Below are 24,263 nucleotides of genomic sequence, written 5' to 3' on the forward strand. Positions count from 1 at the left end.
TGTCGCGCTGACGCGGTGGCGGGCGGTGTTATTTCGGGGCAGCAGGCTGTAAGCTGTTCGTGCCCAAACCAGTCGTCCTAGCTCGCTGCGTCACGCTTTGGCTCCTACGGCGCGTCCAAACGAGCGTTTTTCCTGGTTCGTGGTGGGTCCGCGGCAAACCTTTTTGGTGGCGTTTCGCTTATAGACGTACTTTTGCTGCGGAGAATCATTCCTATCTGTGAGTACGCCCACCACCTTGCCCCTGCCCGACCGTGACCAGCTGCACCGGCGCCTGACCCAGGCCGGGCTGCGAGCCACACAGCAGCGCATGGTTATTCTGGAAGCCCTGCTGACCTTGCCGGGCCACCCCACCGCCGAGCAGGTGTTTCGGCGCGTGCGCCCCGCCAACCCCACCGTGTCGCTGGGCACCGTGTACAAGGCCTTGGATTCCTTCGTGGTGGCCGGGCTGCTGAAGCGCGTGGCCGATGCCGACGGCACCCGCCGCCGCTACGACACGGACTGCACCAACCACCACCACCTGGTTTGCCAAGACACGCAGGAAATCATCGATTACTGCGACCCGAAGTTGGACCAGTTGCTGCAGGACTTCTTCGCCAGCCGGGGCTTTGAGCACTTTCATCCCCGATCCTTCTCCTTGCACATCACGGGCGTGCGCAAGTAATCCTCCTGATTTTGAAAAGCTTCCGTGCCCGGTCCGTTGCGCCGCCACGGCTGCCGCGCCATATACAACCCCAAGCAACCCAACCAAACTGCCTCCCACCCGCCGCATTTTCATTGTCTTTTCTTCACCCCATACCCCATTCCAATGGCAGTTCTCGTAGGCAAGCGTGCCCCCTCGTTTAAAGCTACGGCCGTAATTGACGGCGAATTCGAAGAGGATTTCTCGCTCGACCGTTACCTGGGCAAGAAGCACGTCATTTTCTACTTCTACCCGGCCGACTTCACTTTCGTGTGCCCCACGGAAATCATTGCGTTTCAGGACCAGCTGGCCGAGTTTGAGGCCAAAGGCGTGGCCGTTGTGGGCTGCTCCACCGATTCGCATTTCTCGCACTTCGCCTGGCTGAACACCCCGCGCGAGCGGGGCGGCATCGAAGGCGTTACCTACCCGCTCGTAGCCGACGCCAGCAAAACCATCGCAGCCAACTACGACGTGCTCGGCGGCCATTACGACTACAACGAAGCCGGCGAAATGACCTTCGTAGGCTCGCCCGTGGCCTACCGCGGCCTGTTTCTCATCGACAAAGACGGCATCGTGCGTCACCAGCTGGTGAACGACGGCCCGCTAGGCCGCTCCATCGACGAAGCCATGCGTCTCGTGGATGCTCTGCAGTACTTCGAGAAGAACGGCGAAGTGTGCCCGGCCAACTGGGAGGAAGGCAAGGAAGCCATGTCGGCCACCCGCGAGGGCGTGTCGAGCTACCTGGCCAAGCACGCCACCAACGCCTAAATGTTCGGGTAGCTCCGAATCGCAAAGCTCCGGCCGTCTGGCCGGAGCTTTTTTCGTCTTGCCGCCCGCCAATACGTATTTTTGCCGGCCGACTCTCCCAGTAGCCAGCCCTTGCGCCGGCTGATTAGCGCTGGCCCCCCTTCCGGCACCAGCCCCAAGCTTCCGCACACCTTTGGTTTTCCTTTATTCCCTCGCCCTGCGCCTCTACGGCCTTCTGCTGCGCCTCGTGGCACCTTTCGTGCCGAAGGCCCGGCAATGGGTGGATGGCCGCCGCCGGTGGCTTCCGGGCTTGCAGGCCCGGCTATCCGCCGAGGCCGCTCCGCGCATCTGGGTGCATTGTGCCTCCCTCGGCGAGTTTGAGCAGGGCCGCCCGCTGCTCGAAGCCCTGCGCCTGCGCTACCCGCAGCACCGGCTGGTGCTGACGTTCTTTTCGCCCTCGGGCTTCGAGGTGCGCAAGGACTGGCCTGGCGCCGACCACATCCTGTACCTGCCGCTTGACTCGGCCGCCAACGCCCGGGCTTTTGTGGCGACGGTGCGGCCCGAACTGGCTATTTTCGTGAAGTACGAATTCTGGTACCACTACCTGGCCGAACTGAAGCGGCAGCAAGTGCCCACGCTCTGCGTGTCGGCCATTTTCCGGCCCGACCAAGTGTTTTTCAAACCCTGGGGCGGCTTTTTCCGGCGGGTGCTAAGCCAGCTTACGCACATTTTCACCCAGGACCTGTCGTCCGTGGAGCTGCTGCGCGGCATTGGCATCCCCCAGGCCACGGTGGCCGGCGATACCCGCTTTGATACCGTAGTGGCCACGGCCAACGCCCCGGCACGGAACTTACCCGTGGTGGCCGCTTTCACCGCCGATGCGGCCCCGGTGCTGGTGGCTGGCTCGGTGTGGCCGCCCGACGTGGACGTACTTACCCCCAGCCTGCAGCGCTGGGCCAACGAGCTGCGCGTCATTGTAGCTCCGCACGAAATCAACGAGGCCCACCTGCAGCAGGTGGAAGCCACCTTGCCGGGCCGGGTGGTGCGCTACTCCCAGGCCGACGCGACCACCGTGGCCCGGGCCCGCGTGCTGCTCATCGACAACGTGGGCCTGCTGCGCGAGCTGTACCGCGCCGGCGACCTGGGCTACATCGGCGGCGCCTTTGGCAAGGGCCTGCACAACACGCTGGAAGCCGCGGCCTTTGGCCTGCCGCTGCTCTTCGGCCCGCGCTACGAGAAGTTCCGCGAAGCCCGCGACCTGGTGGCCCTGGGCAGCGCGTTCGTGGTAACCTCGGCCGACGAAGTTCAGGCTCGTCTGGAGCCGCTGCTCGCGGAGGCCGCCCTGCGCCACGAGCTGGGCCAGCGGGCCTACGCCTACGTACAGCAGGAAGCCGGGGCCACGGCGCGCATTCTGCGAGAAGTTCAGGAGGATATGAGGGGAGGAATTTAGGGGTTGCCAAGGTACTGTTTGCGACTTTACAACTGCCAAGTACCCGCTTCCTTCCTGCCAGTACAACCTCCTAACTCTTGACCTCTTCAACTTCCACCCTCATACATTAACGCATGACCGGAACCGTCGTCAAATCCACCGGCTCGTGGTACGTGGTGCGCGACCACGCCACCCTGCAGCTGCACCGCTGCCGCCTGCGCGGACGCTTCAAGCACAAAGAGCTGAAGGTGAGCAACCCCCTGGCCGTGGGCGACGTGGTGGAGTTTGCAACCGACCCCGACGGCGACGCCGGCACCGGCGTCATCGACCACATCGAGCCGCGGCGCAACTACATCATCCGCCGCTCGGTGCACAAGACCGAGCACGCCCACATCGTGGCGGCCAACCTGGATCAGGCGCTGCTGATCGTGACGCTGGCCTCGCCCGCTACCTCGTTCGGCTTCATCGACCGGTTTCTGGTGACGGCGGAGGCCTACAGCATTCCGGCGACGCTGATCTTCAATAAAATTGACCTGTACGAGGAAGAGCTGATGGAGTACCTCGGGCAGATTGAGAACATGTACCAGCGCACCGGCTACCCCACCCTGCGCAGCTCGGCGGCTACCGGCGAGGGACTGGCCGACATCGAAGCGCTGCTGCAGGGCAAGACTACTTTGCTTTCGGGACACTCAGGCGTGGGTAAAAGCACACTCATCAATGCCCTGGTGCCGGACCTGGCGTTGAAAACAGCCGAAATCAGCGAGTATTCCGATAAGGGCAAGCACACGACTACCTTCGCCGAAATGCTGGAGGTGCGCCCCGGAACCTACCTCATCGACACGCCGGGCATCAAGGAGTTGGGGTTGGTAGACATGAAAAAGGGGGAGCTGGCCCACTACTTTCCCGAAATGCGCGCCCGCCTGAACCAGTGCCGCTACCACAACTGCCGCCACCTGGAAGAGCCCGGCTGCGCGGTGCGGGAAGCGGTGGAGAAGGGCAAAATTGCGCTGCCGCGCTACGACAGCTACCTGAGCATGCTGGCCGACGAAGACAACCGCCGCTAAGGCGGCGCGCCAAACGACACGCTGGCGGGGCATCCACCCTTGCCGGAGCAACGGAACCAGACGCGCCAGCGCCTTCCGGCACAACCCGCGCCGCATAGCCTGCGAATACACCAGAGCCGCCAGTTCCTCCCGGTTCCCCGTTGTTCGCATGAAATACAACATCGCCTTCCTGGGCCTGGGCCACATGGGCCAGGCCATGGCCACCAACCTGCAGCTGGCCGGCCATTCCCTCGTCGTGTACAACCGCACGCCGGGCAAGACGGAGCGGCTGCACGCCCATGGGGCCCGCGTGGCCGATACGCCCGCCGACGCCGTACGCCAGGCCCAGGTGGTGTTCACCATGGTCACCGACGACGAGGTGCTGCGGGAGCTGACTACCGGCCCGGAGGGGTTTCTGGAGGCGCTGCCGCCGGGGGCCGTGCACGCTTCGTGCAGTACCGTGGCGCCGGGCACCAATGCGGAGCTGGCGCGGGCCCACGAGGAGCACGGTTCGGCCCTGGTAGCGGCGCCGGTTTTCGGCCGGCCCATCGTGGCAGCCAACGGGCAGCTGTGGGTGTGCCTCTCGGGTCCGGCCGCAGCTAAGGCCCTGCTGCTGCCCCTGCTGCCCAGCCTTAGCCAGGGGTCGTTCGACGTAGGCGAAGAAGTAGGGGCGGCCAACGTGGTGAAGCTGTGCGGCAATTTTATGCTGGGGGCGGCCATCGAAGCCATGGCAGAAGCCTTTACGCTGGCGGAGAAAAGCGGTGTGCCGCGGCAGCGGATCTACGACATCATGACCCACACGCTCTTCACCGGCCCGGCCTACCGCACTTACGGCCGCATGATAGCCGACCAGGACTACCAACCCGCCGGCTCTACCCCCTTCCTGCTGCAAAAAGACCTGCTGCTCACGCTGTCGGAAGCCCGGGCCAAAGAGGTGCCCATGCCGGTGGCTCACATCATCCTGGACCACCTGACCGCCACCGTCGCGCGTCACGCCAGCGTCGACGAAGACTGGACGTCCTTTGCCCGCCGCATCTCGGAAGGGGCCGGCCTGCCCCATCGTTGAGGCCTCCATCAGCTGCCCACACGGCCCACTCCACCTGCTGCGCTGAAATGCCTCCGCGCCGCCCCTGTCCCGTACGGGTGCAAGGGCGGCGCGGAGTACCGATGGTCAGCGTTGGCGCGGGTTTGGTTGGTTCCGCCACCTACCGGATTACGGAGCTTGGCTAGTCGTTGGGGGGAAGCAGTACCTTGTCGATAACGTGCAGCACGCCGTTTTTGGATACCACGTCGGGGGTCGTCACGTTCGCGCCGTTCACCGTGATTTGTGTGCCCTGCACGCCGATGGTGACTTTGTGCCCCTCCATGGTGGTCAGCTGCTGCCCGTCGCGCAGGTCCAGGGCCAGCAAGCGGCTCTGGATGACGTGGTAGCCAAGCAGACCGGTGAGCTTGTCCTTGCTTTCGGGCTTGAGCAAGCCGGCCATGGCTCCGTAGGGCAGATTGTTGAAGGCCGCGTTGGAGGGTGCGAAAATGGTATAGGGCCCCTCCCCGCCCAGATTGCCGGCCAACTCCGTCTGCCGGGCGGCCTGCAGCAGCCGGCTCAGATCGGGCGCGGCGGCCACGTTGTCGGCCAGCGTGCGGTCGGGCGTCAGGGTGGCGCTGCCCACTTGCACCCCGCCGCTCTTGCCCATGCGCAGGGAATCGGAGCTGGCGTCCGGGTCGTAGGCCACGGAGTCGACGACGGTAGCGCCGGCTTCGGCGGAGGTTTCGGTTTCGGCGGGCTGCGAGTTGCAGGCGGCCAGCAGCGGCAGCAGGGCCAGCAAAGGCCTCAGACGGTAGTGCATGGGGTACGGATTAGGTAGTAAAGCTACCAGACGCAAGCCCGGCGGGCAAGGTTGGGGCGGCCGCCGCTGCTTTCGGCCGCGCCTCCCAGAATCGGCGCCGCGAAAGACGCGCAAAAAAGCCCGGTCTGCGGGCAGACCGGGCCTCGGCAGTAGCCCTGCGGGGGGCTAATCTGCTTACATCTTGGCGGGCAGCAGCACTTTGTCGACCACGTGGGTCACGCCGTTGCTCGATACCACGTCCGGAATGGTCACCGTGGCGCCGCCCACCATGACCTTACCGCCTTGCATGGACACTTTCAGCTTTTCCCCCTGCACGGTGGTCAGCTCCTGCCCGTCCTGCAGGTCGGCGGCTTTGAGGGCGCCGGGCACTACGTGGTAGGTCAGCACGCTGGTGAGCTTGGCTTTGTTTTCGGGCTTGAGCAAACCGTCGACGGTGCCCGCCGGCAGGGCGGTGAAAGCGTCGTTGGCCGGGGCAAACACGGTGAACGGACCGGTGCCCTTGAGCGTCTCAACCAGGCCAGCCGCTTTCACGGCCGCCACCAGCGTGGTGTGGTCCGTGGAGTTCACGGCGTTGTCGACGATATCCTTGTCGGGCGTCATCATGGCGCCGCCCACCATCACGCCATTGCCGGCTGCGGCACCGGCCGAATCCATCGGTGCCTCGGCCGTGGCCGTAGTCGTTTCGGTGGTCGTCACGTCGGTCGTTTCCGTGGCTTTGTTGTCGCCGCAGCTGCTGAGCGTGGCCGCTACGGCCAGTAAAGCCAGGGCACCGACGGTGAATTGCTTTTTCATGTGCGTAAGAGTTTGGAAAAGGGAAGGTGTGGAGCGTGGCCGGCGGCGGTATGTCGCAAAGCCGCAGGATCATACGAAACTCAACTGTACCCCGGATTCCGAAGCTCCCGTAATAAGCTACTTTTGCACCCGCTTTGGGGGCATTCCCCCTTCCTTCCCATCCGTTTCGTACTCCTTCCATGAAAACTGCCGAAATCCACACCAACAAGGGCGTGATGAAAGTCGAGTTCTTCGAGCAAGATGCTCCGGGCACCGTCAAGAACTTCACCGACCTGGCCCAGCAGGGCTTTTACGACGGGCTGAAATTTCACCGCGTCATCCCGAACTTCGTCATCCAGGGTGGCTGCCCGAACTCGCGCGACGGTGCCAAGGGCACGCCCGGCACCGGCGGCCCCGGCTACAAGATTCCCTGCGAGCTGACCGGCGACAACCAGTACCACGACCGCGGCGTGCTCTCGATGGCCCACGCCGGCCGCAACACGGGCGGTTCGCAGTTCTTTATCTGCCACTCGCGCGACAACACCGCCCACCTCGACCGCAACCACACCGTGTTTGGCAAAGTGGTGGAAGGCCTGGACGTGATTGACCAGATCAAAGCCAACGACACCATCGATAAAATCGTGGTGAAGGAAGCGTAGCCCTCGGGTTACGGCCGCCACAAGCAAACGCCCGGGACCTGCGCAGGTCCCGGGCGTTTGCTTGTGGCGGCCGCCCAACGCGCCGGCCGGAAAACAAAAAGGCCCTCCCGTCGGCACGACGCGGAGGGCTCTTTCACCAGTTGCCTCAAAAGAGTGACTTAATAGCGGACCGCAACCATTCCAACCTTTACGCCCGCTAACACTGGAATTTCGGGGCTACCGCTGGCTAAACAGCCAGCGGTGGCCGGGCTTGTAAGTTTTGTATACCGGGCGCTTCACCCCGTTTTTGTTGAAGCGCGGCCGCACCGGATCGGCAGTGGCCATCGCCCCCAGGCTGGGCAGCAGCAGGGCCACAACGAGAAGAAGGGAAGCGAAGCGGGCGAGTAGCGAAGCGGGCATAACCGGGGCTGACAAAGGCTGAGAGAAGTGGTTCCGGTGGCGTTGCGCCCTGAGAACAAGACAAAGGTGCGCCAGCGCGTTCCTAGTTGGCTCAAGGTTTCGCCCAAAGGATGCCGCGGCTATGCCAACGGCGCGGCGGGCTGGGTAAAAGGCGTTTTCCCTTTCGGTTGCCTAGTTGCCTCCTCCAATTTGCCGGCAGCGCCTACCTTTACTTAGCTGCTGGCTACGCGCTTGGGCCGGCTCACCGCGTTGTCACTTTCCGGATGGGACCGGGGCTACCGGAGCCGGCCTCCGGGCCGGCGCTCAGCCCTGCCTGTCCGGTTTACCCTGCCGCTGAATCCCATGAACCTGCTTTCCTCTGCCCTGTTGCTGGGCGCCGCTGTGGCTTCGTCGCTGACGTTTACGGCCTGCGGCTCCAAGAAAAAAGACCCCGCCGCCCAAGGCGAACTGGCCCTGCAATTCGACCATGTCGTCGGGAGCCGGCCGCTGGTACTGAACACCGACACGTACACCAACGGCGCCGGCAACCCGTTCACGGTCACCACCTTCAACTACTACATTTCCAACATCAGGCTCACCCAAGCCGACGGCACGGAGTGGGCCGAGCCGGAGAGCTACCACCTGATCAAGGAAAACTCCCCGGCCTCGAAAAAACTCACGCTCACCGGCATTCCAGCCGGCGACTACCGCAAGCTCACCTTTACCATCGGCGTCGACAGCGCCCGCAACGTGGCCGGCGCGCAGACCGGGGCGCTGGATCCGCTCAATGACATGTTCTGGACCTGGAACACGGGCTACGTGTACACCAAGCTGGAGGGAACCTCGCCGCAGGCTCCCGGCAACGGCAGCTTGGTGTTCCACGTCGGCGGGTTCCGGTGGCCGAACAACACCATCCGTACCGTGGCCCCGGCCCTGCCCGCCAACACCGTGCTGGCGGTGCGGGCCGGCCGGGCCCCGCAAGTGCACCTGAAGGTGGATGTGCTCAGCATGTTCAACGGCCCGACCGCGGCCCGCACCGTCGATTTCCGCACGCTCTCCAACGTAATGGGCGGCCCCAACGCCAAGCTGCTGGCTGACAACTACGCCACCGGCCTGTTCCGCGTGGAGCACGTGCGCTAACGGCGCGCAGCCGGCGCTACCGACGCCACGTAAAAAAGGCCGCTCTGCTTGCGCAAAGCGGCCTTTGGCGTTGCAATAGGGGGTGTCGGATCGAGGGAATAAGGTTGGTGGCGCGGCGCAGCTTGCTCTTTCGCCGGTCGCGGTAAGAAACCGGTAGGTCGGCCACCGCCAGCGAGGCGTTCAGCGACGCAATTTCGGCGTTGACCACGGCCAAGGCGCCGGCCTTGTCGGTCCCGGCGCGGTCGGCGAATTCCAGGTTGGAAGTACGGTTCTGGTAGCCGTCCAGCTCGGCTTCTTAGTTGGCCAGCACTTGTTCGCACTCGGCGCGGGTGGTGAGCAGGGTTACATCAATGGGCATACGCGTAACAGAATGGTTAAAAAGTGGGAAAACTGATGCGAGAACTATAGTATCCCTGTCAATAAGGCAATTCCGGTAGCCTGTAAATATTTCCGCAGCCGGTTTACCGCTCGTCAGCGGCGGGCAGCCAGCGGGCCAGCGCGGCAGCCTCAGCTTCCAGGGCTTCGGCGCGGGCCGTGAGCAAGTGGTAGCGGACCGTGTACTGGGCGCCGCTGAGCACCTGCGTGGCATCCTCGGCACGCCGCACCAGCCAGCGCCGGGCGCGGGCGTGGTGCACGGCTTCCTCGGCGGTGGGCAGGGCGGGCGGGGCCGCCAACAGGGCGGGCAAGGCCTGCTGCCAGCGCCGGGCCACGCGCAAGGAATCCTGCAGGGCGCCCAGCTCGCGCCGCACCTGGGCCGCGCTGTGCCGACACTCGTCGATGCGGGCGAGCAGCGGCCCCGCCTCGGGCGCAATGGCTGGCGGGGGCTCGGGCGGGGCTACCGGCGGAGCCGACGCGGCCGGAGCGTGGGCTTCGGCCGGCAGCTGCTCCAGCAGCGGCAGCAGGCGCAGCAGCACGGTGGAGGACGGCTGGCGGCGGCCCGCCTCCAGGTGCGAAAGCAGCGACTTGCCCACGCCCAGGTAGTGTCCAAGCTCTTCAAGGGTGAGGCCAAAATACCGGCGTACAGCCGCAACAAAGGAATCGGAACGACGGGAAGGACGGGCCATGCTTGCGAAACCTGTTCAGATGATGTGTCAACAATTATTCAATTAACGAGAAATTATAGACAACAGTTGTAAACAATTAAAAATTCAAGCGTTTATTGTTGACAAGCGCCTTTAAGGTGGCGCGTACCGGCCTACCCAGCAAAAAGCCCCGCGTACCGGCCGGTACGCGGGGCTTTTTGCTGGGTAGGCAGCGGGGCGGCAGCGCCTTAACGTCGCTTGCGCTTCTTCGACGAGAGGTACTCGTCGTCCTCGTCGTCGTCGTCGTCGCCGCCGAAGTTGGGCATGGTAAACATGGAGGAGAACAGGTCCTTGAACTGGGTGCCGCCGGTGAGGCGGTTGCGCGAAATCAGGCTCATCTCGGCCATGCCGTGCAGGGCAAACTCCTGCCAGAACAGCGGGTCTTCGACGAACATCTCGGCCGGCACGCTGCCCTTCACCAGGTCGCGCAGGCCGGGAATGGCTTCCAGGGCGGCGCGGTAGTCGGTTTCGGGGGCGTCGTGGAGCACGTCCACGGTGTGGCTCCCGAACCAATCCTGCACGGGCTTGTAGGGATTGGGCTTGTCCTTCTGCTTCTTGGCCTTTTCGGGGTCGGGGAAGTACTGCAGAAACTGGGTGCGCAGGGCCTTGCCCATGAGCTTCTCGGCCACGATGCCGGCTCCCTCCTGCTCGCCCTCATACACCAGCTCCACCTTGCCGGTGATGGCGGGCACGGCGGCCATGAAATCGGCCACGCGCACGCGGGTGCTCGTCTCGCCATTAATCAGGGCGCGGCGCTCGGCAGCGGCAATGACTTGCTCGTAGGCCGAGATGGTGAGGCGGGCCGACACGCCCGATTTGGCGTCGACGTACTCCGAGCCGCGGGCCTCGATGGCCACCTGCTCCACCAAATCGTGCACGACTTCGTTGCCGGTCACCAGCTGGCGCTGCTGCTCCGTCAGGCGGGCTTCCTGGCGGGTGATGCGTTTGCCGATTTCCAGCGTCTTGGGGTAGTGCGTGATGATCTGCGCGTCGATGCGGTCCTTGAGCGGCGTCACGATGGAGCCGCGGTTGGTGTAGTCCTCGGGGTTGGCGGTGAAGACGAACTGGATGTCGAGCGGCAGGCGCACCTTGAAGCCGCGGATCTGGATGTCGCCTTCCTGCAGGATGTTGAAGAGGGCCACCTGAATGCGCGCCTGCAAGTCGGGCAATTCGTTGATAACGAAGATGCCGCGGTGGGCGCGCGGAATCAGGCCGAAGTGAATCACGCGCTCATCGGAGTACGGCAGCTTCAAGGTGGCCGCCTTGATGGGGTCGGCGTCGCCGATCAGGTCGGCCACCGATACGTCGGGGGTGGCCAGCTTCTCGGTGTAGCGCTCGTCGCGGTGCAGCCAGCTGATGGGCGTATCGTCGCCCTTGTCGGCCAGCAGGTCTACGGCGTAGCGCGAGAGCGGCAGCAGGGGGTCGTCGTTCAGCTCGGAGCCCTGCACCACGGGAATGTACTCGTCGAGCAGGCCCACCAGCTGGCGGGCAATGCGCGTCTTGGCCTGCCCGCGCAAACCCAGCAGGTTGATGTGGTGCATGGAGAGGATGGCCCGCTGCAGGTCGGGAATCACCGTCTCGTCGTAGCCGTGGATGCCGGGAAAGGCGTTTTCGCGGCGTTGTAATTTCTGGATAAGGTTGTCGCGCAGCTCTTCCTTCACGGAGCGCGACCGGTAGCCCGCGGCCTTGAGCTGGCCGAGGGTGGTGATTTGCTGGTGGTTCATCAGGGGCAGATAGGGAGCGGGAGACAGGTCCCGGCCCGTTAAACAGCGAAACCGGGGCGGAGGTTCGTCGGGGCCGGTGGCGCGGACCGGCGCGGTTTGAGAAACCGGCTTCCGAAAAGGGAGTGGTTATGGAGGAGGGCCGTCACGGGAGGGAGCTGTCATCCTGAGCAAAGCGCAGGACCTTATCACGCTGGATAGATTACCATCAAACCGGAGAAGGTCCTTCGCTGCGCGTACGGCAGCTGCAGGATGACAGGTGGTGAGCCGGGACTCAGGACGACACGGCCGAATTACTTGCCTCATCGGCCCTGGCTTACACATGATTATGCGACTGACAGGCGTAGCTGCGGCGGATACTTTTGCGGCTCGCTCCGCTTCCAACCATCCCCTTTTCAGCTATGAAAAAAATCCTCCGAATCGTCGGCTTCGCGGTGGCCGGCGTCATTTTCCTTGTCGCCTGCGCGGCCACGTTTGTGCAGGTGCGCGGCATTCCCAGCTACGACCCACCCCAGCTCCGGTTAGCCCCTGTCGCCTACACCCCGGCCCGCCTGGAACACGGCCGGCGCCTGGCCATGAGCGTCTGTGCCTCCTGCCACCTCGACAAGCAGACCGGCCGGTTGAGCGGGCAGCTGCTGAAGGATATCCCGGCCCAGTTCGGGAAGTTTTACTCGGCCAACATCACCCAGGATAGGCAGCACGGCATAGGCGCCTGGACCGACGCCCAGCTGGTGGCCCTGATCCGCACCGGGCTGGGCCCCGACGGGCGCATTCGCTCGGTGATGCCCAACTTCGCCCGCCTCTCCGACGAGGACGTGCTGAGCATTGTGGCCTTCCTGCGCTCCGCCGACGCGGTGGTGCAGCCGGCGGCCGTGGCCTCGCACGCGCAGGAGCCCAGCTTTTTCGGGAAGGTGCTGGCCAATACCATCATCAAGCCCGCGGCCTTGCCCGCCCGCCCCATTCTGCAGCCGAGCCCCACCGACGCCGTCGCCTTCGGCCGTTACCTCGTCACCTCCCGCTACAAGTGCTACGACTGCCACTCCGGCGACATCCTGAAAACCGACGATCAAACCCCCGAGCACTCCTCCGGCTACCTGGGCGGGGGCTCGGTGCTCCAGGACGCGGCCGGCCACGACATCGTGAGCCGCAATCTGACGCCCGACCCCGAAACCGGCATCGGCGACTGGACGCCCGACCAGTTTACCCAGGCCATGAAGTACGGCCGCTCCCCCAATGGGCCCCTGCGCTACCCCATGCCTAAGTATTCGCTGGTGACCGACGAGGAGGCCCGCGCCATCTACGCCTACCTGCGCACGGTGCCCATTATCCGCAAAGCCACTCCCGAGGACGGGCCGGCGGCCGTGGCGGCGCGCTAGCTGCCAGGGGCACGGTTGAGGTCCTCACATGATCATGCGAGTGACTTGGGTACAAGTTTACCATACTTTTGTCCCACTCTCTTCCGCCTCCCTATTGCCTTCCTGACGCTATGAAAAAAGTATTTCGCATCCTGGGCCTGCTCGTGGCCGGGATAATCTTCCTGGGAGTCGTGGCCGCTACCGCCATCCAGGTCCGCGGCATTCCCAGCTACGACAAGCCGCAGGTGGCCACGCAAAAGATCGTGGCCACGCCGGCGCGCATTGCCCACGGGCAGCGCATCGTCAATGCCATGTGCGCCGATTGCCACCTGGACCGCAGCACCGGCGCGCTGACGGGCAAGCGTATGGACGAATTGCCCCCCGAGTTCGGCAAACTGTACTCGGCCAACATCACGCAGGACAAGCAGCACGGCATCGGCACCTGGACCGACGAGGAATTGGTGGGCCTGCTGCGCACCGGCATCGGGCGCGACGGGCGCTACCGCATCGTGATGCCCAACTTCGTGCACATGTCCGACGAAGACGTGCACAGCGTCATTGCTTACCTGCACTCCAACGACGCGCAGGTGCAGCCCAACCCGACTCCCTCCCACACGCAGGAGCCGTCGTTCTTGGCCAAGACACTGGCCAACACCGTGATGAAACCCCAGCCCATGCCCACCAAAGCGGTGGTGGCGCCCGCCCAAACCGATGCCGTGGCCTACGGCCGCTACCTGGTGGTGGGCCGCTACATGTGCTACGACTGCCACAGCAAGGACTTCAAAACCAACAACGCCCAAGAGCCGGAAAAATCCGGCGGGTACATGGGCGGCGGCAACACGTTTATGACCCCGAACGGCAAGGCCATCGTGAGCCGCAACCTGACGCCCGACCCCGAAACCGGCATCGGCGACTGGACGGAAGCCCAGTTCGTGCAGGCAGTGCGCTTCGGCCAGTCGCCCCACGGGCCGCTGAGCCTGCCCATGCCCAAATTTACCCTCATGGAGGAGAGCGAAGCCAAGGCCATTTACGCCTACCTGCGCACCGTTCCCGTATTAAAGCATGCGACGCCCGAAGACGGCGCCGCCGCCGTGGCTACGCGTTAGGGAAAAACCAGAGGCCCGGCAATGAAAAACGGCCGCCCCAGTCGGGGGCGGCCGTTTTTTTGTGCTACATACTGGTAAACAATGACTTATCTAAGCTTTCCTTCGATTCGGTCCGCGCTGCACAGTGCTAGAGCGACTTGCGGCGGTTGCGCTTGTAATCCTCAAAAATCAGCCCGCCCAGGCCCTTCAGGGAGCTGTAGTAGGCCTTGCCCTGGTTCGTTTCGGTGAACTCGCGCACGAACTGCTGCAGGTACGGGTCGGAGGCAATCATAAAGGTGGTGATGGGAATTTTCAGGCGGCGGGCGGCGGCGGCGAGGTTCAGGGTCTTGTTGACCACTTTGCGGTCGAGGCCGAACGAGTTTTTGTAGTAGCCGCCAGGCTCCTTGAGGCAGGTCGGCTTGCCGTCGGTAATCATGAAGATCTGCTTGTTGGCCGTCTTGCGCTTGCGTAGCAGATCCATGGCCAGCTCCAGCCCAGCTACCGTGTTGGTGTGGTAGGGCCCCACTTGCAGGTAGGGCAAATCCTTCACCTCGATCTGCCAGGCGTCGTTGCCGAACACGATGATGTCGAGAAAGTCTTTGGGGTACTTCTGCTTCACCAGCTCGGCCAGGGCCATGGCCACTTTCTTGGCCGGCGTGATGCGGTCCTCGCCGTAGAGAATCATGGAGTGCGAAATGTCAATCATCAGCACCGTCGAGGTCTGCGTCTTATGCTCGGTGTCGCGCACTTCCAGGTCGCCCTCGGTGAGCAGGTAGTTGCCGTCGAGACCGTGGTTGAGTTGAGCGTTGCGCAGGCTCTCGGTCATTTCGATCTGCTCGATGGTGTCGCCGAACTGGTAGTCGCGCAGGTCGGTGGTCAGCTCGTCGCCTTGCCCGGCGTGCGGGGTGCGGTGGTTGCCCTGGGTGCCGCGCTTGAGCTTGCCGAAGATTTCTTCCAGCGCCGATTTGCGGATCAGTTGCTCCGACTTGGCCGTAATCTTCAGTTCGCCGAGTTGCTGCTCGTTTTCGTCGATGTAGCCCTTTTTCTTCAGGTCCTCGATGAAGTCGCCCATGCCGTACTCGTCGTCGGTCAGGCCGTACTGCTTGTCCAGCTCGTTGAGCCAGGACAGGGCCTCCGCCACGTCGCCCGACGTGATGGTGACCAGCTGCATGAATAGTTTAAAAAGCGTGTCGAAGCCTTTCTCAGGAGACTCTTCGGGCACGTAATCGCGGAAGCGGAAGCCAACAGCCATAGATCAGGAGGAATGGACCCCTAAAACAGGAGTTGCCGGTTTCTGGTTTCTCGTTACTGGTTCATTGCTGGCGCAGCTACATCAAAAAAGGGTTTTGCGGCTTACTTCCAGCAACCAGAAATAAGCCATCAGAAACTTCTGCCCATGAAAGCCATCTGGAACAACGCCGTGCTGGCGGAAAGCAACGACACGGTGGTCGTCGAGAACAACCACTATTTCCCGGCCGATTCGCTGCGACGGGAATACTTCGAGGACAGCATTGCGGGCACCACCTGCCCGTGGAAGGGCCGTGCCAGCTACTATTCAGTGCGCGTGAACGGCCAGCTCAACAAGGATGCCGCGTGGTATTACCCCGAGCCGAAACCGGCGGCCGAAACCATCCGCGGGCGGGTGGCTTTCTGGAAAGGCGTGCAGGTGGTTCCGTAGCAATGTGTAACCCCAGGGGTACGGAAGGCGTTAGTATAGGGAATCGGTAATACTGACCTTCTCTCCACTTCCTTTTCATACCCCCATGAAACCTTTCACCTCGGTATGGCAACTGGGAGCCGCTTCGCTCCTGCTGCTCGCCAGCTGCGACTCGGCCCGCACCGCCACTGACACCTCTTCGGGCACGGCCACGGTAGAAACCACCGTTACCACCCCCGGCGACGTAGCCTTTTCCCGTGACTTGACCCAAGGCGAGTACCGCTTCCAGATTCAATCGAACACACTCGAAAACGGCCAGCAGCTGACCATCAAAACCCGCCGCGGCGATGCACTGGTTACTGATCCGGTACGCTTGAACGTGAAGGGCAACGTGACCGATGCCGTGATGGGCGATCTGAACGGCAACGGCAGCCCCGAGCTGTACGTGTTTACCAGCGGCGGCTCCATGGGCATGGGCGGCGTCGAAGCCTACGAATTCGTCGACAAATCTTTCCGCCCGATTCAGGCCGTACCCAAGCTGAGCAACGACCTGGCTGCCGGCTACAAGGGCGAAGACAAGTACGAAGTGCGCGGCAACCGCCTTGTGCGCACTTTCCCCGTGTACAGCGGCACCGATGCCAGCGCCACGGCTACCGGCCAGTCGCGCTCGGTGGAATACACGCTGAACTCGGACGGTATGCTGATGCCGATGACCCAGCCGGCCAGCAGCACGACGCCGGCCTCCGGCACACCGCCCAAGCCCTAAGCCAACGACCTACTGCCTGATTTGCTTACAAAGCCTGCCTCCCCCGGCGGGCTTTGTTGTTGCCACCCGGCCTGGCCCATGACGTTGCTGCGCAACCTGGCTGTTTCCGGGTCGTTTGTGAAAGCTCCTGGTTGTCCCCCCCGGCCGGGTTGCGTTGCCCCCGGGTTTCTTGCTACTGCCCATGACCACAACACGTTTTTACCTCTACTTAGCCGCCGTGCTGCTGGCCGGCTGTGACTCGCAGCGGAGCGCCACCGAAAGCGCAGCTCCCGTGTCGACGGCCACCAACCCCGCTAATACGGTGAGCTACCAGAAAGACCTGCAGCGCGGCGACTACAGCTTCGCCGTGCAAACCGTAGGCACCGGCAGCCAGCGCCAGCTGATTTGGCGGGCCGAGCGCCTGGGGCGGGAACTGGCCTCGATGACCGACAACCTCGACGGCACGGTGCTCGACGCGGTGGTCACCAACCTGAACAACGACGAATACCCCGAGTTGCTCGTGTTTGTGGCCGATGCCGGCAGCGGCTCCTACGGCCGCCTGCTGGGCTACGAGTTCTTGAGCCGCGGCCGTCGCCCCCTGGCCTTGCCGGCCCTGGAAGGAGCCGCCGCTGAGGGTTACCTCGGCCACGACTCTTTCCGCGTCGATGGGCGCCGCATCATCCGCACCTTCCCCATCTACCGCCCCGATGACCCCAATAGTTCGCCCTCGGGTGGGACCCGTACCGTGGAGTACGAAATGCCCAAGAAAGAGGGCCTGCTGACCGTGGTGGGCCACCGCGACGCCTCCTAACCGGCCCCACCGGCGGGGGCCAGGTGCTGTCAGGCCCGCCGCCGCTATCTTTCAAACACAACGGCCGAGCCCTGGCGGGGCTCGGCCGTTGTGTGTTGGCGCGGTGAGGTGTGGCCGTTCAAAGCAGCCGTTCAGCGCTTAGTCAATCCACTTGAACTTGTACTCCAGCTTGGGCACCGGCATGCGGTCGGCTACGCGGCGCAGGCGGTTGGGCAGGGCCATGATGTACTCCCGGGCTTTCTCGGCCTGGCCGTTGAGGCCGGTAATCTGGTCGATTTTCCAGGTGTTGATGAGGCTTTCCAGGATGTCGGTGTAGTCCTGGCTGGTGTACACGCCCAGGCGCTGCGCCGCATCGGTGAAGTGGCCGAAGGTCTTGCCCATCTCCACGCCCAGCTCGCGCATGTAGTGCGCGGGCATCACGATTTTCTTGCGCATCATGTCCTCGAAGGCCAGCATCATTTCCGACGGGTCGACTTCGAAGATTTTCTCCACGAAGGTCTGGTACACGCGGGCATGACGGGCTTCGTCGCCGGCAATCATGCCGCAGAGCTTGGAGAGGGCGCCGTCGCCGGCTTTGCGGGCCAGCGTGCCCACGCGGCGGTGCGAGAGGTTGGTGGCCGCTTCCTGGTACGAAGTGTACACAAACGCGCGGTACGGGTCGTGGGCAGTGCCCAGATCAAAGCCGTCGGCAATGAGGTACTGGGTGCTGACCTCAAACTCGCGCATGTTCACGCGGCCGCAGAGGTAGAGGTACCGGTTGAGCAGGTCGCCGTGGCGGTTCTCCTCGGCCGTCCACCCCCGGATCCACTGGGCCCAGCCGTTGTCCGGGTCGCGGTTCAGGTTATCAAGTTGGTGAAACCAGGCTTCGTAGTTCGGCAGGGCTTCCTCCGTGATGGTGTCGCCAATGAGCACGGCCAGCAGGTCGTAGCTCAGCTCTTTGGCCCGCTCGCGCAGGGCCTTCACTTCGTCGAAGAAGTTATCGAGGCGCGAATCGGGCAGGAAGTCTGAGGGCTGCCAGCTCTCGTCGACCTTTTTGAGAAAAGAACCCATGTTCTCGCGCAAAAAGACTTCAAGGTGCTGTAGTACTTCCCCGCGGGAAGTCATCGTAGCAATCATGCGGGCTGAAGGAAAATGGTGATGGAGGAAGAACGGAGCAGTCGAGGAAAGGCCAAAAGTAGGCAATTGCCGGGTGGAATGCTTACGGCAGGGGTCCGGTACTTCTTCATACGGAATTCACCGATGAAAAGCTCGGCAGCCAAGCGAATATTATAACTATTCGGACCGGGCGGCGGCGCAGCCAGCGGCGCCGTTAGAATTACCACGCCTGCAAACGCTTCCAGAACCAGTCGGCGTCGGCGGGCGGGGCGTGCTTGCTGGGCGTCAGGTAGACGTTTTCCCAGCGTACCCCGGGCCGGCCGTGCAGGCGGCGCAGGGCCTCGGCCTGGCCGCGGGTGCCGGTAAGCTGCTGCCGCAGCCGGGCCTGGGAGGGGTCGAGCGTGGGCCAGCCGGTCAGGAGCAGCCAGGGCGGGCCGGCTGCGGGCACGTACTGCCGAAAGGGGGACAACGACTTAAACCGTTCTTCCACCCCGATGCCCACCAGCGGGCCAGTCCGGTGGGACGATAGTTCGGCCAGCGCGGCGCGCTGCCACCGCTCCTCGGCCGCCAGCCGCTGGTGCCGGTGCCCAACCTTGAAAGCGTAGAGCACCACCATAGCCCCGACCAGCAGCAAGTGCAGGGTGCGGCCTCGCACAGGCAGGGGCAGCGGCTGGCGCCACAGCGCAGCCGCGTGGGCCACGGTGAGCAGGGTCAGCAGCGGCCCGGCCAGCCGCGGCGGCAGCTTCAGGCCCACCATCAGCCCCAGCAGCAGCAGGCCAACGCCCCACAGGTACAGCCCCTGCTGCCGCCGGGCCGGGGTGGGCAGTTCCCGGCCTAAGGCGAGCAGCAGCGCGTTGATGAGCAGCAGGGCAAAATAGTCGCGCGCCAGCTGCCTCACCCCGCGCAGCGTCTCCGTCGCCCGCGTGACGTCCAGCAGCGGCCTGAACCGGTAGGCGCGAGTGAAGAACGCCTCGTTGACCACCGTGGAGTCGCCAAGCATCCACTCGCCCACCAGCCAAACGCCCAGGCTGTCGGCCGGGGTGCGCGGAGCGGCCAGCTGCCAGCGGTAGTCCAGCACTTCTGACTTGCGAACGTCGAGGCGGCGGTAGCGCGTGGCTTCGGGCGAGCGGGTCAGCTGCACGGCCAAGCCCAGCAGCAGGGCCACGGCCGCGGCGCCGGCCACGACCCGCCCGGCCCCGCGGCCGCCCAGCCACCACGCGGCCGGCGCCACGGCCACCAGCCCCAACCACGCGGCGCTCGGCCGAATGGCCCAGCCAGCCGCAAACAGTAGCAAGCCCAGCGGCAGCACCCAGCGGGCCGCACGCCCTCCGACGCGTTGGGCCATCCAAAGCACCGTAGCCCCGCCCAGCAGCAGCGGCACCCGCACGTAGTTGAACCACTGCACGTGCTCCAGCCCGGCCAGCAGCAGAAAGCCGGCCAGCAGCAGCGCCCGCAGCGGCGGGGTGGTGCGCGGCCGCAGCAGCTCCTCCAGCACGGCCGTGAGCAGCACCAGCGCCAGCCCGAGCAGGCCGTAGAGCAACAAGCCGTACCAAGGCACCGCGGGCCAGTATTGGTAGAGTTGCGCCAGCAGCCAGGCCCAGCCGTGGAAATAGAGGTGTAGGTTGGTGACCGGCGCGGCCGCCGTGCGCCCGCGCAGCAGCAGGGTGATGCTGAAATCGTCGTTGGTCTCGTAGTGGCAGCCGAGCAGCCAGGCCGTCAGCAGCACCAGCCCCACGGGCAAGCCCACCACGCGCAACCAATAGCCAAGCCGGGCCTGCTTCATAGCCCGCAAAGTAAGCCAATCGGCCGCAGCGCGCCGCTGCCGGATTCTTTCCCAATTTCGCCGCTGTGAATTCCTCCGCGCGCCTGCTCCGTCTGCTGCCCACCCTCACGCTGGGGCTGGTAACGCTCATCACCGTGACGTACTTCGTCGGCGCGCACGAGGGCCTGTATGCGCTGGATGATTACTACTACGCCCGCTACGCCCAGCAGCTGCTCGCGGGCACCTTTCACCTCGGGCCCGATCCGCAACGCCTGCTCCACGACCCGTTGCACGAGCGGTGGCTGATCTTCGGGCCGGTCGCGGGCCTCTACGCGCTGCTCGGCATCAATATCTGGAGCACCACGCTCTGGCCCCTGCTGGCCACCCTCGGCTGCCTACTCCTGCTGTGGGCCGCGTACGGCCGGCGCCAGCCTGTGGCAGCCAGCGGGGCCCTTGCACTGCTGGGGCTGCACTACTTCAGCCTGAACCTGACCGCCTACCTCTACCCCGACAACGTGAACATGCTGGCCTGCTTCGCAGCGGCACTGGCGCTGTGGCGGGGGCGGCAGGCGGGCGCCCGGCCGCTGGCTTGGGGCGCAGCGTTTGCCGGGCTGAACTTCGCGGCCCTGCTTTGCAAGGAAACGGTGGTGTACTACGCGCCCTTTTACCTGGGCCTGCTGGTGCTGGATACGCGCCACCGCCGCCACGGCCGGTTCTGGCTGACGGCCGCGGGCGTAGGCGCCGGGCTGCTGACGGTGTACCTGGCCTTCTACCACTGGCAGACCGGCGACGCGCTCTACCGCCTGCACCTAATTGAGCACACCAACGCGGTGCTGCAGGACGGCAACTACCTGCTGGGCAGCCGGGCAGCCCTGCTGCACCGGCTCACCCTGGGCCCGGCGCAGTTTCTGCTGCGCACGGGCCTGGGGCTGGCGGTGCTACTGGCGGTGGGCAGCGCTTGGCCGCCAGCCCCAGCAGCTGAGGTCGCCGACCGGCCGTTCTGGCTGGGGCTGGCTTTCAGCACACTGGCGTTCTACTGGCTCGGCAGCACCTCACTCACGCAGTACAACCCCATCAGCCTGGTGCCGCGCATGCTCACGCCGCTGCTGCCGCCGCTGTGCCTGGCCGCCGGCTTCGGGCTGGCCGACGCGCTGCAATCCGGCCGCCGGCTTTGGCTGTATGCAGCCGCCCTGCTGGTGCTGGCTGCCCTTGACCGCGGCAGCGCCGCCGTGCTGTACGCCGGCGGCGCGCTGGTGCTGGCCGGGCTTGGCCTGCCGCTTACCCAGCGGTGGCTGCCGCCGGGCAGCGGCCGCTACGCCGGCGCGGGGCTGCTGGGCCTGGCGGCGGTGCTGGCCGTGCGGCCTTTGCACTTCGTGCGCAAGCCCAGCGTGTCGGCCCATTTTCCGCAGGCGCGCCTCATCAACCAGCACCTGCAAGGCCCCCGGCCGGGTGTGGTGTTCGTCGATGATTACTTGATCGGCAACTACGATTTCTACTACGGCTTCCGGGTGCCGCCGCGCCTGCGCTTCCGCCGCTACTGGGCCCGCGACTCGGTGCAGCTCGCGCCCGGCGAAGGGGCGTGGCTGCTGCTCAACCGCGCGACGCTGAGCAACCCGGAGCTGACCCGCCAGCTGCTCCGCTACTCCGCCGACAGTGTGCTGCGCTGGTTCCCACGGCGGCGCCTGCTGGCCAAAGACGGCCCGGTGGAACTGTACCAATTGCCTTCGAACTAAGGAGCCCTAGCTGGGCTACGCTCGTTGATCCAGAGCGTGCTAAGTGCCCGGCGCTGACCTAAAGCCATGACCTATTTTCATTAGTATGCATACTATTTAATTTGCTGATATTCACAATTATTACCACACACCACATCAAGCATCATTTCAGCAACCTCGCTCCCAGTCCCATCGCGTAGTCCAGGGGCTTCAGCTGGTCCGTTTGGCGGAGCAGCGCGTACAGCTGCCGGGCTTCGGGGCCCCGGCGGAAGCGCACGGCCTGGCGCAGTTCCCAGCGCAGCCGGGTGGCCAGCGCGGCCCGCTCGGCCGGGGTGCGGCACAGGACCAGGGCCTTTTCACAGATGCGGATGGTGGAGGCCACGTACGGGTCGCCGGGGCGGTAAGCCTTGCGCGACATGGACTGCGGATGCAGGCGCTTTTGGGTCAGCACTTCGTCCTGAAAGCCGAAGTCCCAGGTCCGGGCGGCGCGCACCCACAGGTCGAAGTCCTCGTAGGCCAGCGTCTCGTCGTAACCGCCCAGCTCGTCCAGCATCGTGCGCCGAAACATCATGGTCGGCGTGCTGATAAAGTAGCGACTGAGCACGTCGGCAAACACGTTGCCGGCGGCGGGGCGCGGGTGCGCGGGGCGGCCGGCGGCGTCGCGGCGGAAGTGGAAGCGCACGTGCCCGCCCTGCTCGTCGATCAGGTCGCAGTCGTGGTAAGCCACGCCGCAGCGCGGCCCCTCGGCCTGCATGAAGGCCACCTGCCGGGCCACGCGCTCGGGCCGCAGCACGTCGTCGGTGGCGAAGTCGATGACGAACTCCCCGCGGCTGCGGCGCAGCGCCTCGTTGAAGGCGCGGCAGTTGCCCACGTTGGCCGGCAGCAGCAGCAGGTGCCAGGCGGGGTAGCGGGCGGCGTACGCGCGCAGCCGCGCCGGGCTGTCGTCCGCGCTGGCGTCGTCGACCAGCCATACCTCCAGGTTCGGGTACGTCTGGGCAGCTACTGAGTCGAGGGCGGCCTCCAGGAAGCGGGCGTGGTTGTGGCACAGCGCCACGATGGTCACGAGCGGCAGATCGGATGCGGAAGATGTCGGCAACACGGGCGGGGTGAAACGGGGCGGAAGGCGGCGGGCGGGCTGGGCTGGCCATTTCCGGCCCGGCAGCTTCTGCCCGCTATTCCGCCAACCACGGCCCCGGGCGGGGCTCAGCGGCGGAAGTAGGCCCGAAAGTACAGCGCGCAGGCCAGTAGCAGCACCCCAAAGCGCAGCGCGTGGGCCAGCGTGGCGCCGTACAGCCCGTAGCGCGGCAGCAGCAGCACCAGCAGCCCCGCGTACACCGCGGCCGAGGCCACCTGCACCAGCACGTAGCGCCCTACCCGGGCCTCCGCCATGAGCAGGTACAACAGCGTCCAGCTCAGGAACTTGGCCCAGTCGCCGAGCAGCTGGGGCCCGAGCAGGTCGCGGGCCGCGGCAAAGCGCGCGTCGAAGAGTAGCGGCAGCAGCACGTCGCGCAGCAGCCAGAGCGCCCCGAGGCCCAGGGCCAGCACCCCGGCCAGCAGCCCGAACACCGCCCGCACGAAGCGGCGCCGGGCCGCCGGCTGGCCCGCCAGCGCCGCCAGCCGGGGGTAGAACACGGCGCCCATCACGGCCGAGAAAACCATTGTGTAGTTGTCGGCCAGCTTGGCTACGGCCTGCCACAGGCCGGTTTGGGCGAGGCTGAAGCGCGCAATGAGCAGGTCGCGCACGGCAAAGTCGACGGCCTTGCTGCACAGCAATACGCTCAGCGCCATCAGCAGAAAGCGCCCGAGCCCGAGCACGGCCGGGTGGCTGAGGCGCCCGCGCACCGGGGCCAGCAGCCCCGCCCGGGCGCACACCCAGGCCGCCGGCACCACCGTCAAGCCCTGGGCCAGCAGGTAGGCCAGCAGCACCCGCGGCACCGGCCAGCCAAGCCGCAGCGCGGCGGCTACGGCCAGGGGCCCGAGCACGCTCAGCAGCACCGTGAGGAGCACGTAGGCCCGCAGGCGTTGGGCGGCCAGCAGCACGGCGGCCAGGTACGTGTACGCCGTGAGCAGGGTGATGCCCGCCACCACCCCGGCCACCCAGCCCGGCGTGGGCTCAAACGCCGCCAGCAGAGGACCGCGCAGGGCCGGCAGCGCCAGAAAGCCCAGCAGCAGCACCGCCGCGTTCAGCAGCGCCCCCGTGCCAAACCACAGCCGCCAGCCCGCCGAGCCCGGCCGCCGGGGCGCCAGGTACTTCACGATGCCCACGTGTACCCCGTCGTTGGGCAGGGTCGTGAGCAAGGCCATCAGGTTCTGAAAGTGCGCCAGCAGCGTCAGGCCGCCGGGGCCGCCATACACGGCCAGCAACTTATTGAGCGCCAGGGCCCCGCCGGCCCGGGCCAGCACCGAGGCGCCCGAACCCAGGGAGCCGCGCACGAAGCGCGCCAGCCCGCTTGGGGGCGCGGGCAGCGTAACGGTGGCATCGTCTTCGGCAGCGGGCAGGCTCATGCAAGGCAGCTAGGGCCGCGCAAGTTACGCGCCGCCGCACGGG

Annotated in this window: 23 protein-coding genes; 13 read left to right on the forward strand and 10 right to left on the reverse strand. The window is 65.3% G+C overall.

Going from position 1 to position 24,263, the window contains the following annotated elements:
• The first annotated feature begins 217 nt into the window (after window positions 1-217).
• The 5 genes from ACYVKQ_RS22060 (at window position 218) to ACYVKQ_RS22080 (ending at window position 4,964) form a co-directional block, all read left to right on the forward strand.
• Complete coding sequence (locus ACYVKQ_RS22060; protein WP_460677535.1) at window positions 218-661, forward strand: Fur family transcriptional regulator; 444 nt, start codon at window positions 218-220, stop codon at window positions 659-661.
• A 144-nt stretch (window positions 662-805) separates the two neighbouring features.
• On the forward strand, window positions 806-1,447 hold the full coding sequence (locus ACYVKQ_RS22065; RefSeq protein WP_460677536.1) for a redoxin domain-containing protein: 642 nt from the start codon (window positions 806-808) through the stop codon (window positions 1,445-1,447).
• A gap of 172 nt (window positions 1,448-1,619) precedes the next feature.
• A complete protein-coding gene (locus ACYVKQ_RS22070; protein ID WP_460677537.1) occupies window positions 1,620-2,876 on the forward strand; it encodes a 3-deoxy-D-manno-octulosonic acid transferase in 1,257 nt (418 codons plus the stop codon).
• A 113-nt stretch (window positions 2,877-2,989) separates the two neighbouring features.
• The gene (gene rsgA / locus ACYVKQ_RS22075) at window positions 2,990-3,919 is read left to right on the forward strand and encodes a ribosome small subunit-dependent GTPase A (RefSeq protein WP_460677538.1); all 930 of its coding nucleotides are present in this window, start codon (window positions 2,990-2,992) and stop codon (window positions 3,917-3,919) included.
• A 148-nt stretch (window positions 3,920-4,067) separates the two neighbouring features.
• Window positions 4,068-4,964: an NAD(P)-dependent oxidoreductase gene (locus tag ACYVKQ_RS22080; RefSeq protein WP_460677539.1), complete on the forward strand. Its 897-nt coding sequence runs from the start codon at window positions 4,068-4,070 to the stop codon at window positions 4,962-4,964.
• A gap of 160 nt (window positions 4,965-5,124) precedes the next feature.
• On the opposite strand, the gene ACYVKQ_RS22085 is transcribed toward ACYVKQ_RS22080, so the two are convergent.
• The gene (locus ACYVKQ_RS22085; RefSeq protein WP_460677540.1) at window positions 5,125-5,742 is read right to left on the reverse strand and encodes a fasciclin domain-containing protein; all 618 of its coding nucleotides are present in this window, start codon (window positions 5,740-5,742) and stop codon (window positions 5,125-5,127) included.
• A gap of 174 nt (window positions 5,743-5,916) precedes the next feature.
• Entirely contained in the window at window positions 5,917-6,396 is a 480-nt protein-coding gene (locus ACYVKQ_RS22090; RefSeq protein WP_460677615.1) for a fasciclin domain-containing protein, read from the reverse strand.
• Between the two features lie 317 nt (window positions 6,397-6,713).
• Between ACYVKQ_RS22090 and ACYVKQ_RS22095 the strand changes: the two genes are divergently transcribed.
• Complete coding sequence (locus ACYVKQ_RS22095) at window positions 6,714-7,172, forward strand: peptidylprolyl isomerase (RefSeq protein ID WP_460677541.1); 459 nt, start codon at window positions 6,714-6,716, stop codon at window positions 7,170-7,172.
• A gap of 216 nt (window positions 7,173-7,388) precedes the next feature.
• Here the strand turns inward: ACYVKQ_RS22095 and ACYVKQ_RS22100 are convergent, their stop codons facing one another.
• Complete coding sequence (locus ACYVKQ_RS22100) at window positions 7,389-7,571, reverse strand: hypothetical protein (RefSeq protein ID WP_460677542.1); 183 nt, start codon at window positions 7,569-7,571, stop codon at window positions 7,389-7,391.
• Between the two features lie 342 nt (window positions 7,572-7,913).
• On the opposite strand from ACYVKQ_RS22100, the gene ACYVKQ_RS22105 reads away from it, so the two are divergent.
• Window positions 7,914-8,690: an MbnP family protein gene (locus tag ACYVKQ_RS22105; protein ID WP_460677543.1), complete on the forward strand. Its 777-nt coding sequence runs from the start codon at window positions 7,914-7,916 to the stop codon at window positions 8,688-8,690.
• A gap of 461 nt (window positions 8,691-9,151) precedes the next feature.
• On the opposite strand, the gene ACYVKQ_RS22110 is transcribed toward ACYVKQ_RS22105, so the two are convergent.
• Both ACYVKQ_RS22110 and ACYVKQ_RS22115 read right to left on the reverse strand, forming a co-directional pair.
• Window positions 9,152-9,754 carry a helix-turn-helix domain-containing protein gene (locus tag ACYVKQ_RS22110; protein WP_460677544.1) on the reverse strand — a complete coding sequence of 201 codons (603 nt, stop codon included), beginning with the start codon at window positions 9,752-9,754 and terminating at the stop codon, window positions 9,152-9,154.
• 206 nt (window positions 9,755-9,960) lie between these two features.
• Entirely contained in the window at window positions 9,961-11,496 is a 1,536-nt protein-coding gene (locus tag ACYVKQ_RS22115; protein ID WP_460677545.1) for a sigma 54-interacting transcriptional regulator, read from the reverse strand.
• A 398-nt stretch (window positions 11,497-11,894) separates the two neighbouring features.
• On the opposite strand from ACYVKQ_RS22115, the gene ACYVKQ_RS22120 reads away from it, so the two are divergent.
• Together ACYVKQ_RS22120 and ACYVKQ_RS22125 are read left to right on the forward strand one after the other, a co-directional pair.
• Window positions 11,895-12,869, forward strand: a complete 975-nt coding sequence (locus ACYVKQ_RS22120; RefSeq protein ID WP_460677546.1) for a c-type cytochrome — start codon at window positions 11,895-11,897, stop codon at window positions 12,867-12,869.
• A gap of 110 nt (window positions 12,870-12,979) precedes the next feature.
• A complete protein-coding gene (locus tag ACYVKQ_RS22125; RefSeq protein WP_460677547.1) occupies window positions 12,980-13,954 on the forward strand; it encodes a c-type cytochrome in 975 nt (324 codons plus the stop codon).
• 127 nt (window positions 13,955-14,081) lie between these two features.
• Here ACYVKQ_RS22125 and ACYVKQ_RS22130 read toward each other — a convergent pair whose 3' ends face one another.
• Entirely contained in the window at window positions 14,082-15,185 is a 1,104-nt protein-coding gene (locus ACYVKQ_RS22130) for a vWA domain-containing protein (RefSeq protein WP_460677548.1), read from the reverse strand.
• A gap of 144 nt (window positions 15,186-15,329) precedes the next feature.
• Between ACYVKQ_RS22130 and ACYVKQ_RS22135 the strand changes: the two genes are divergently transcribed.
• From ACYVKQ_RS22135 to ACYVKQ_RS22145, 3 genes are all read left to right on the forward strand, one after another.
• Window positions 15,330-15,611 carry a DUF427 domain-containing protein gene (locus ACYVKQ_RS22135; RefSeq protein ID WP_460677549.1) on the forward strand — a complete coding sequence of 94 codons (282 nt, stop codon included), beginning with the start codon at window positions 15,330-15,332 and terminating at the stop codon, window positions 15,609-15,611.
• 85 nt (window positions 15,612-15,696) lie between these two features.
• Window positions 15,697-16,356 carry a hypothetical protein gene (locus ACYVKQ_RS22140; protein ID WP_460677550.1) on the forward strand — a complete coding sequence of 220 codons (660 nt, stop codon included), beginning with the start codon at window positions 15,697-15,699 and terminating at the stop codon, window positions 16,354-16,356.
• A gap of 181 nt (window positions 16,357-16,537) precedes the next feature.
• A complete protein-coding gene (locus ACYVKQ_RS22145; RefSeq protein ID WP_460677551.1) occupies window positions 16,538-17,146 on the forward strand; it encodes a hypothetical protein in 609 nt (202 codons plus the stop codon).
• 138 nt (window positions 17,147-17,284) lie between these two features.
• On the opposite strand, the gene ACYVKQ_RS22150 is transcribed toward ACYVKQ_RS22145, so the two are convergent.
• The gene (locus ACYVKQ_RS22150) at window positions 17,285-18,262 is read right to left on the reverse strand and encodes an acyl-ACP desaturase (RefSeq protein WP_460677552.1); all 978 of its coding nucleotides are present in this window, start codon (window positions 18,260-18,262) and stop codon (window positions 17,285-17,287) included.
• Window positions 18,263-18,461: 199 nt separating this feature from the next.
• Window positions 18,462-20,024, reverse strand: a complete 1,563-nt coding sequence (locus ACYVKQ_RS22155; RefSeq protein ID WP_460677553.1) for a hypothetical protein — start codon at window positions 20,022-20,024, stop codon at window positions 18,462-18,464.
• Window positions 20,025-20,089: 65 nt separating this feature from the next.
• On the opposite strand from ACYVKQ_RS22155, the gene ACYVKQ_RS22160 reads away from it, so the two are divergent.
• Window positions 20,090-21,736 carry a hypothetical protein gene (locus ACYVKQ_RS22160; protein ID WP_460677554.1) on the forward strand — a complete coding sequence of 549 codons (1,647 nt, stop codon included), beginning with the start codon at window positions 20,090-20,092 and terminating at the stop codon, window positions 21,734-21,736.
• 142 nt (window positions 21,737-21,878) lie between these two features.
• Here the strand turns inward: ACYVKQ_RS22160 and ACYVKQ_RS22165 are convergent, their stop codons facing one another.
• On the reverse strand, window positions 21,879-22,811 hold the full coding sequence (locus ACYVKQ_RS22165) for a glycosyltransferase family 2 protein (protein ID WP_460677555.1): 933 nt from the start codon (window positions 22,809-22,811) through the stop codon (window positions 21,879-21,881).
• Between the two features lie 107 nt (window positions 22,812-22,918).
• Entirely contained in the window at window positions 22,919-24,220 is a 1,302-nt protein-coding gene (locus tag ACYVKQ_RS22170; RefSeq protein WP_460677556.1) for an MATE family efflux transporter, read from the reverse strand.
• Between the last annotated feature and the right edge of the window lie 43 nt (window positions 24,221-24,263).

Source organism: Hymenobacter coalescens (assembly GCF_054783195.1).

What these genes read in the sequence shown, in the direction of transcription:
- ACYVKQ_RS22100 (WP_460677542.1), bottom strand. Translation starts at nt 7,571, where the DNA reads ATGCCCGCTTCGCTACTCGCCCGCTTCGCTTCCCTTCTTCTCGTTGTG.
- ACYVKQ_RS22140 (WP_460677550.1), top strand. Translation starts at nt 15,697, where the DNA reads ATGAAACCTTTCACCTCGGTATGGCAACTGGGAGCCGCTTCGCTCCTG.
- rsgA (WP_460677538.1), top strand. Translation starts at nt 2,990, where the DNA reads ATGACCGGAACCGTCGTCAAATCCACCGGCTCGTGGTACGTGGTGCGC.
- ACYVKQ_RS22065 (WP_460677536.1), top strand. Translation starts at nt 806, where the DNA reads ATGGCAGTTCTCGTAGGCAAGCGTGCCCCCTCGTTTAAAGCTACGGCC.
- ACYVKQ_RS22145 (WP_460677551.1), top strand. Translation starts at nt 16,538, where the DNA reads ATGACCACAACACGTTTTTACCTCTACTTAGCCGCCGTGCTGCTGGCC.
- ACYVKQ_RS22105 (WP_460677543.1), top strand. Translation starts at nt 7,914, where the DNA reads ATGAACCTGCTTTCCTCTGCCCTGTTGCTGGGCGCCGCTGTGGCTTCG.
- ACYVKQ_RS22085 (WP_460677540.1), bottom strand. Translation starts at nt 5,742, where the DNA reads ATGCACTACCGTCTGAGGCCTTTGCTGGCCCTGCTGCCGCTGCTGGCC.
- ACYVKQ_RS22150 (WP_460677552.1), bottom strand. Translation starts at nt 18,262, where the DNA reads ATGATTGCTACGATGACTTCCCGCGGGGAAGTACTACAGCACCTTGAA.
- ACYVKQ_RS22090 (WP_460677615.1), bottom strand. Translation starts at nt 6,396, where the DNA reads ATGGATTCGGCCGGTGCCGCAGCCGGCAATGGCGTGATGGTGGGCGGC.
- ACYVKQ_RS22170 (WP_460677556.1), bottom strand. Translation starts at nt 24,220, where the DNA reads ATGAGCCTGCCCGCTGCCGAAGACGATGCCACCGTTACGCTGCCCGCG.
- ACYVKQ_RS22115 (WP_460677545.1), bottom strand. Translation starts at nt 11,496, where the DNA reads ATGAACCACCAGCAAATCACCACCCTCGGCCAGCTCAAGGCCGCGGGC.
- ACYVKQ_RS22095 (WP_460677541.1), top strand. Translation starts at nt 6,714, where the DNA reads ATGAAAACTGCCGAAATCCACACCAACAAGGGCGTGATGAAAGTCGAG.
- ACYVKQ_RS22110 (WP_460677544.1), bottom strand. Translation starts at nt 9,754, where the DNA reads ATGGCCCGTCCTTCCCGTCGTTCCGATTCCTTTGTTGCGGCTGTACGC.
- ACYVKQ_RS22120 (WP_460677546.1), top strand. Translation starts at nt 11,895, where the DNA reads ATGAAAAAAATCCTCCGAATCGTCGGCTTCGCGGTGGCCGGCGTCATT.
- ACYVKQ_RS22080 (WP_460677539.1), top strand. Translation starts at nt 4,068, where the DNA reads ATGAAATACAACATCGCCTTCCTGGGCCTGGGCCACATGGGCCAGGCC.
- ACYVKQ_RS22135 (WP_460677549.1), top strand. Translation starts at nt 15,330, where the DNA reads ATGAAAGCCATCTGGAACAACGCCGTGCTGGCGGAAAGCAACGACACG.
- ACYVKQ_RS22155 (WP_460677553.1), bottom strand. Translation starts at nt 20,024, where the DNA reads ATGAAGCAGGCCCGGCTTGGCTATTGGTTGCGCGTGGTGGGCTTGCCC.
- ACYVKQ_RS22130 (WP_460677548.1), bottom strand. Translation starts at nt 15,185, where the DNA reads ATGGCTGTTGGCTTCCGCTTCCGCGATTACGTGCCCGAAGAGTCTCCT.
- ACYVKQ_RS22125 (WP_460677547.1), top strand. Translation starts at nt 12,980, where the DNA reads ATGAAAAAAGTATTTCGCATCCTGGGCCTGCTCGTGGCCGGGATAATC.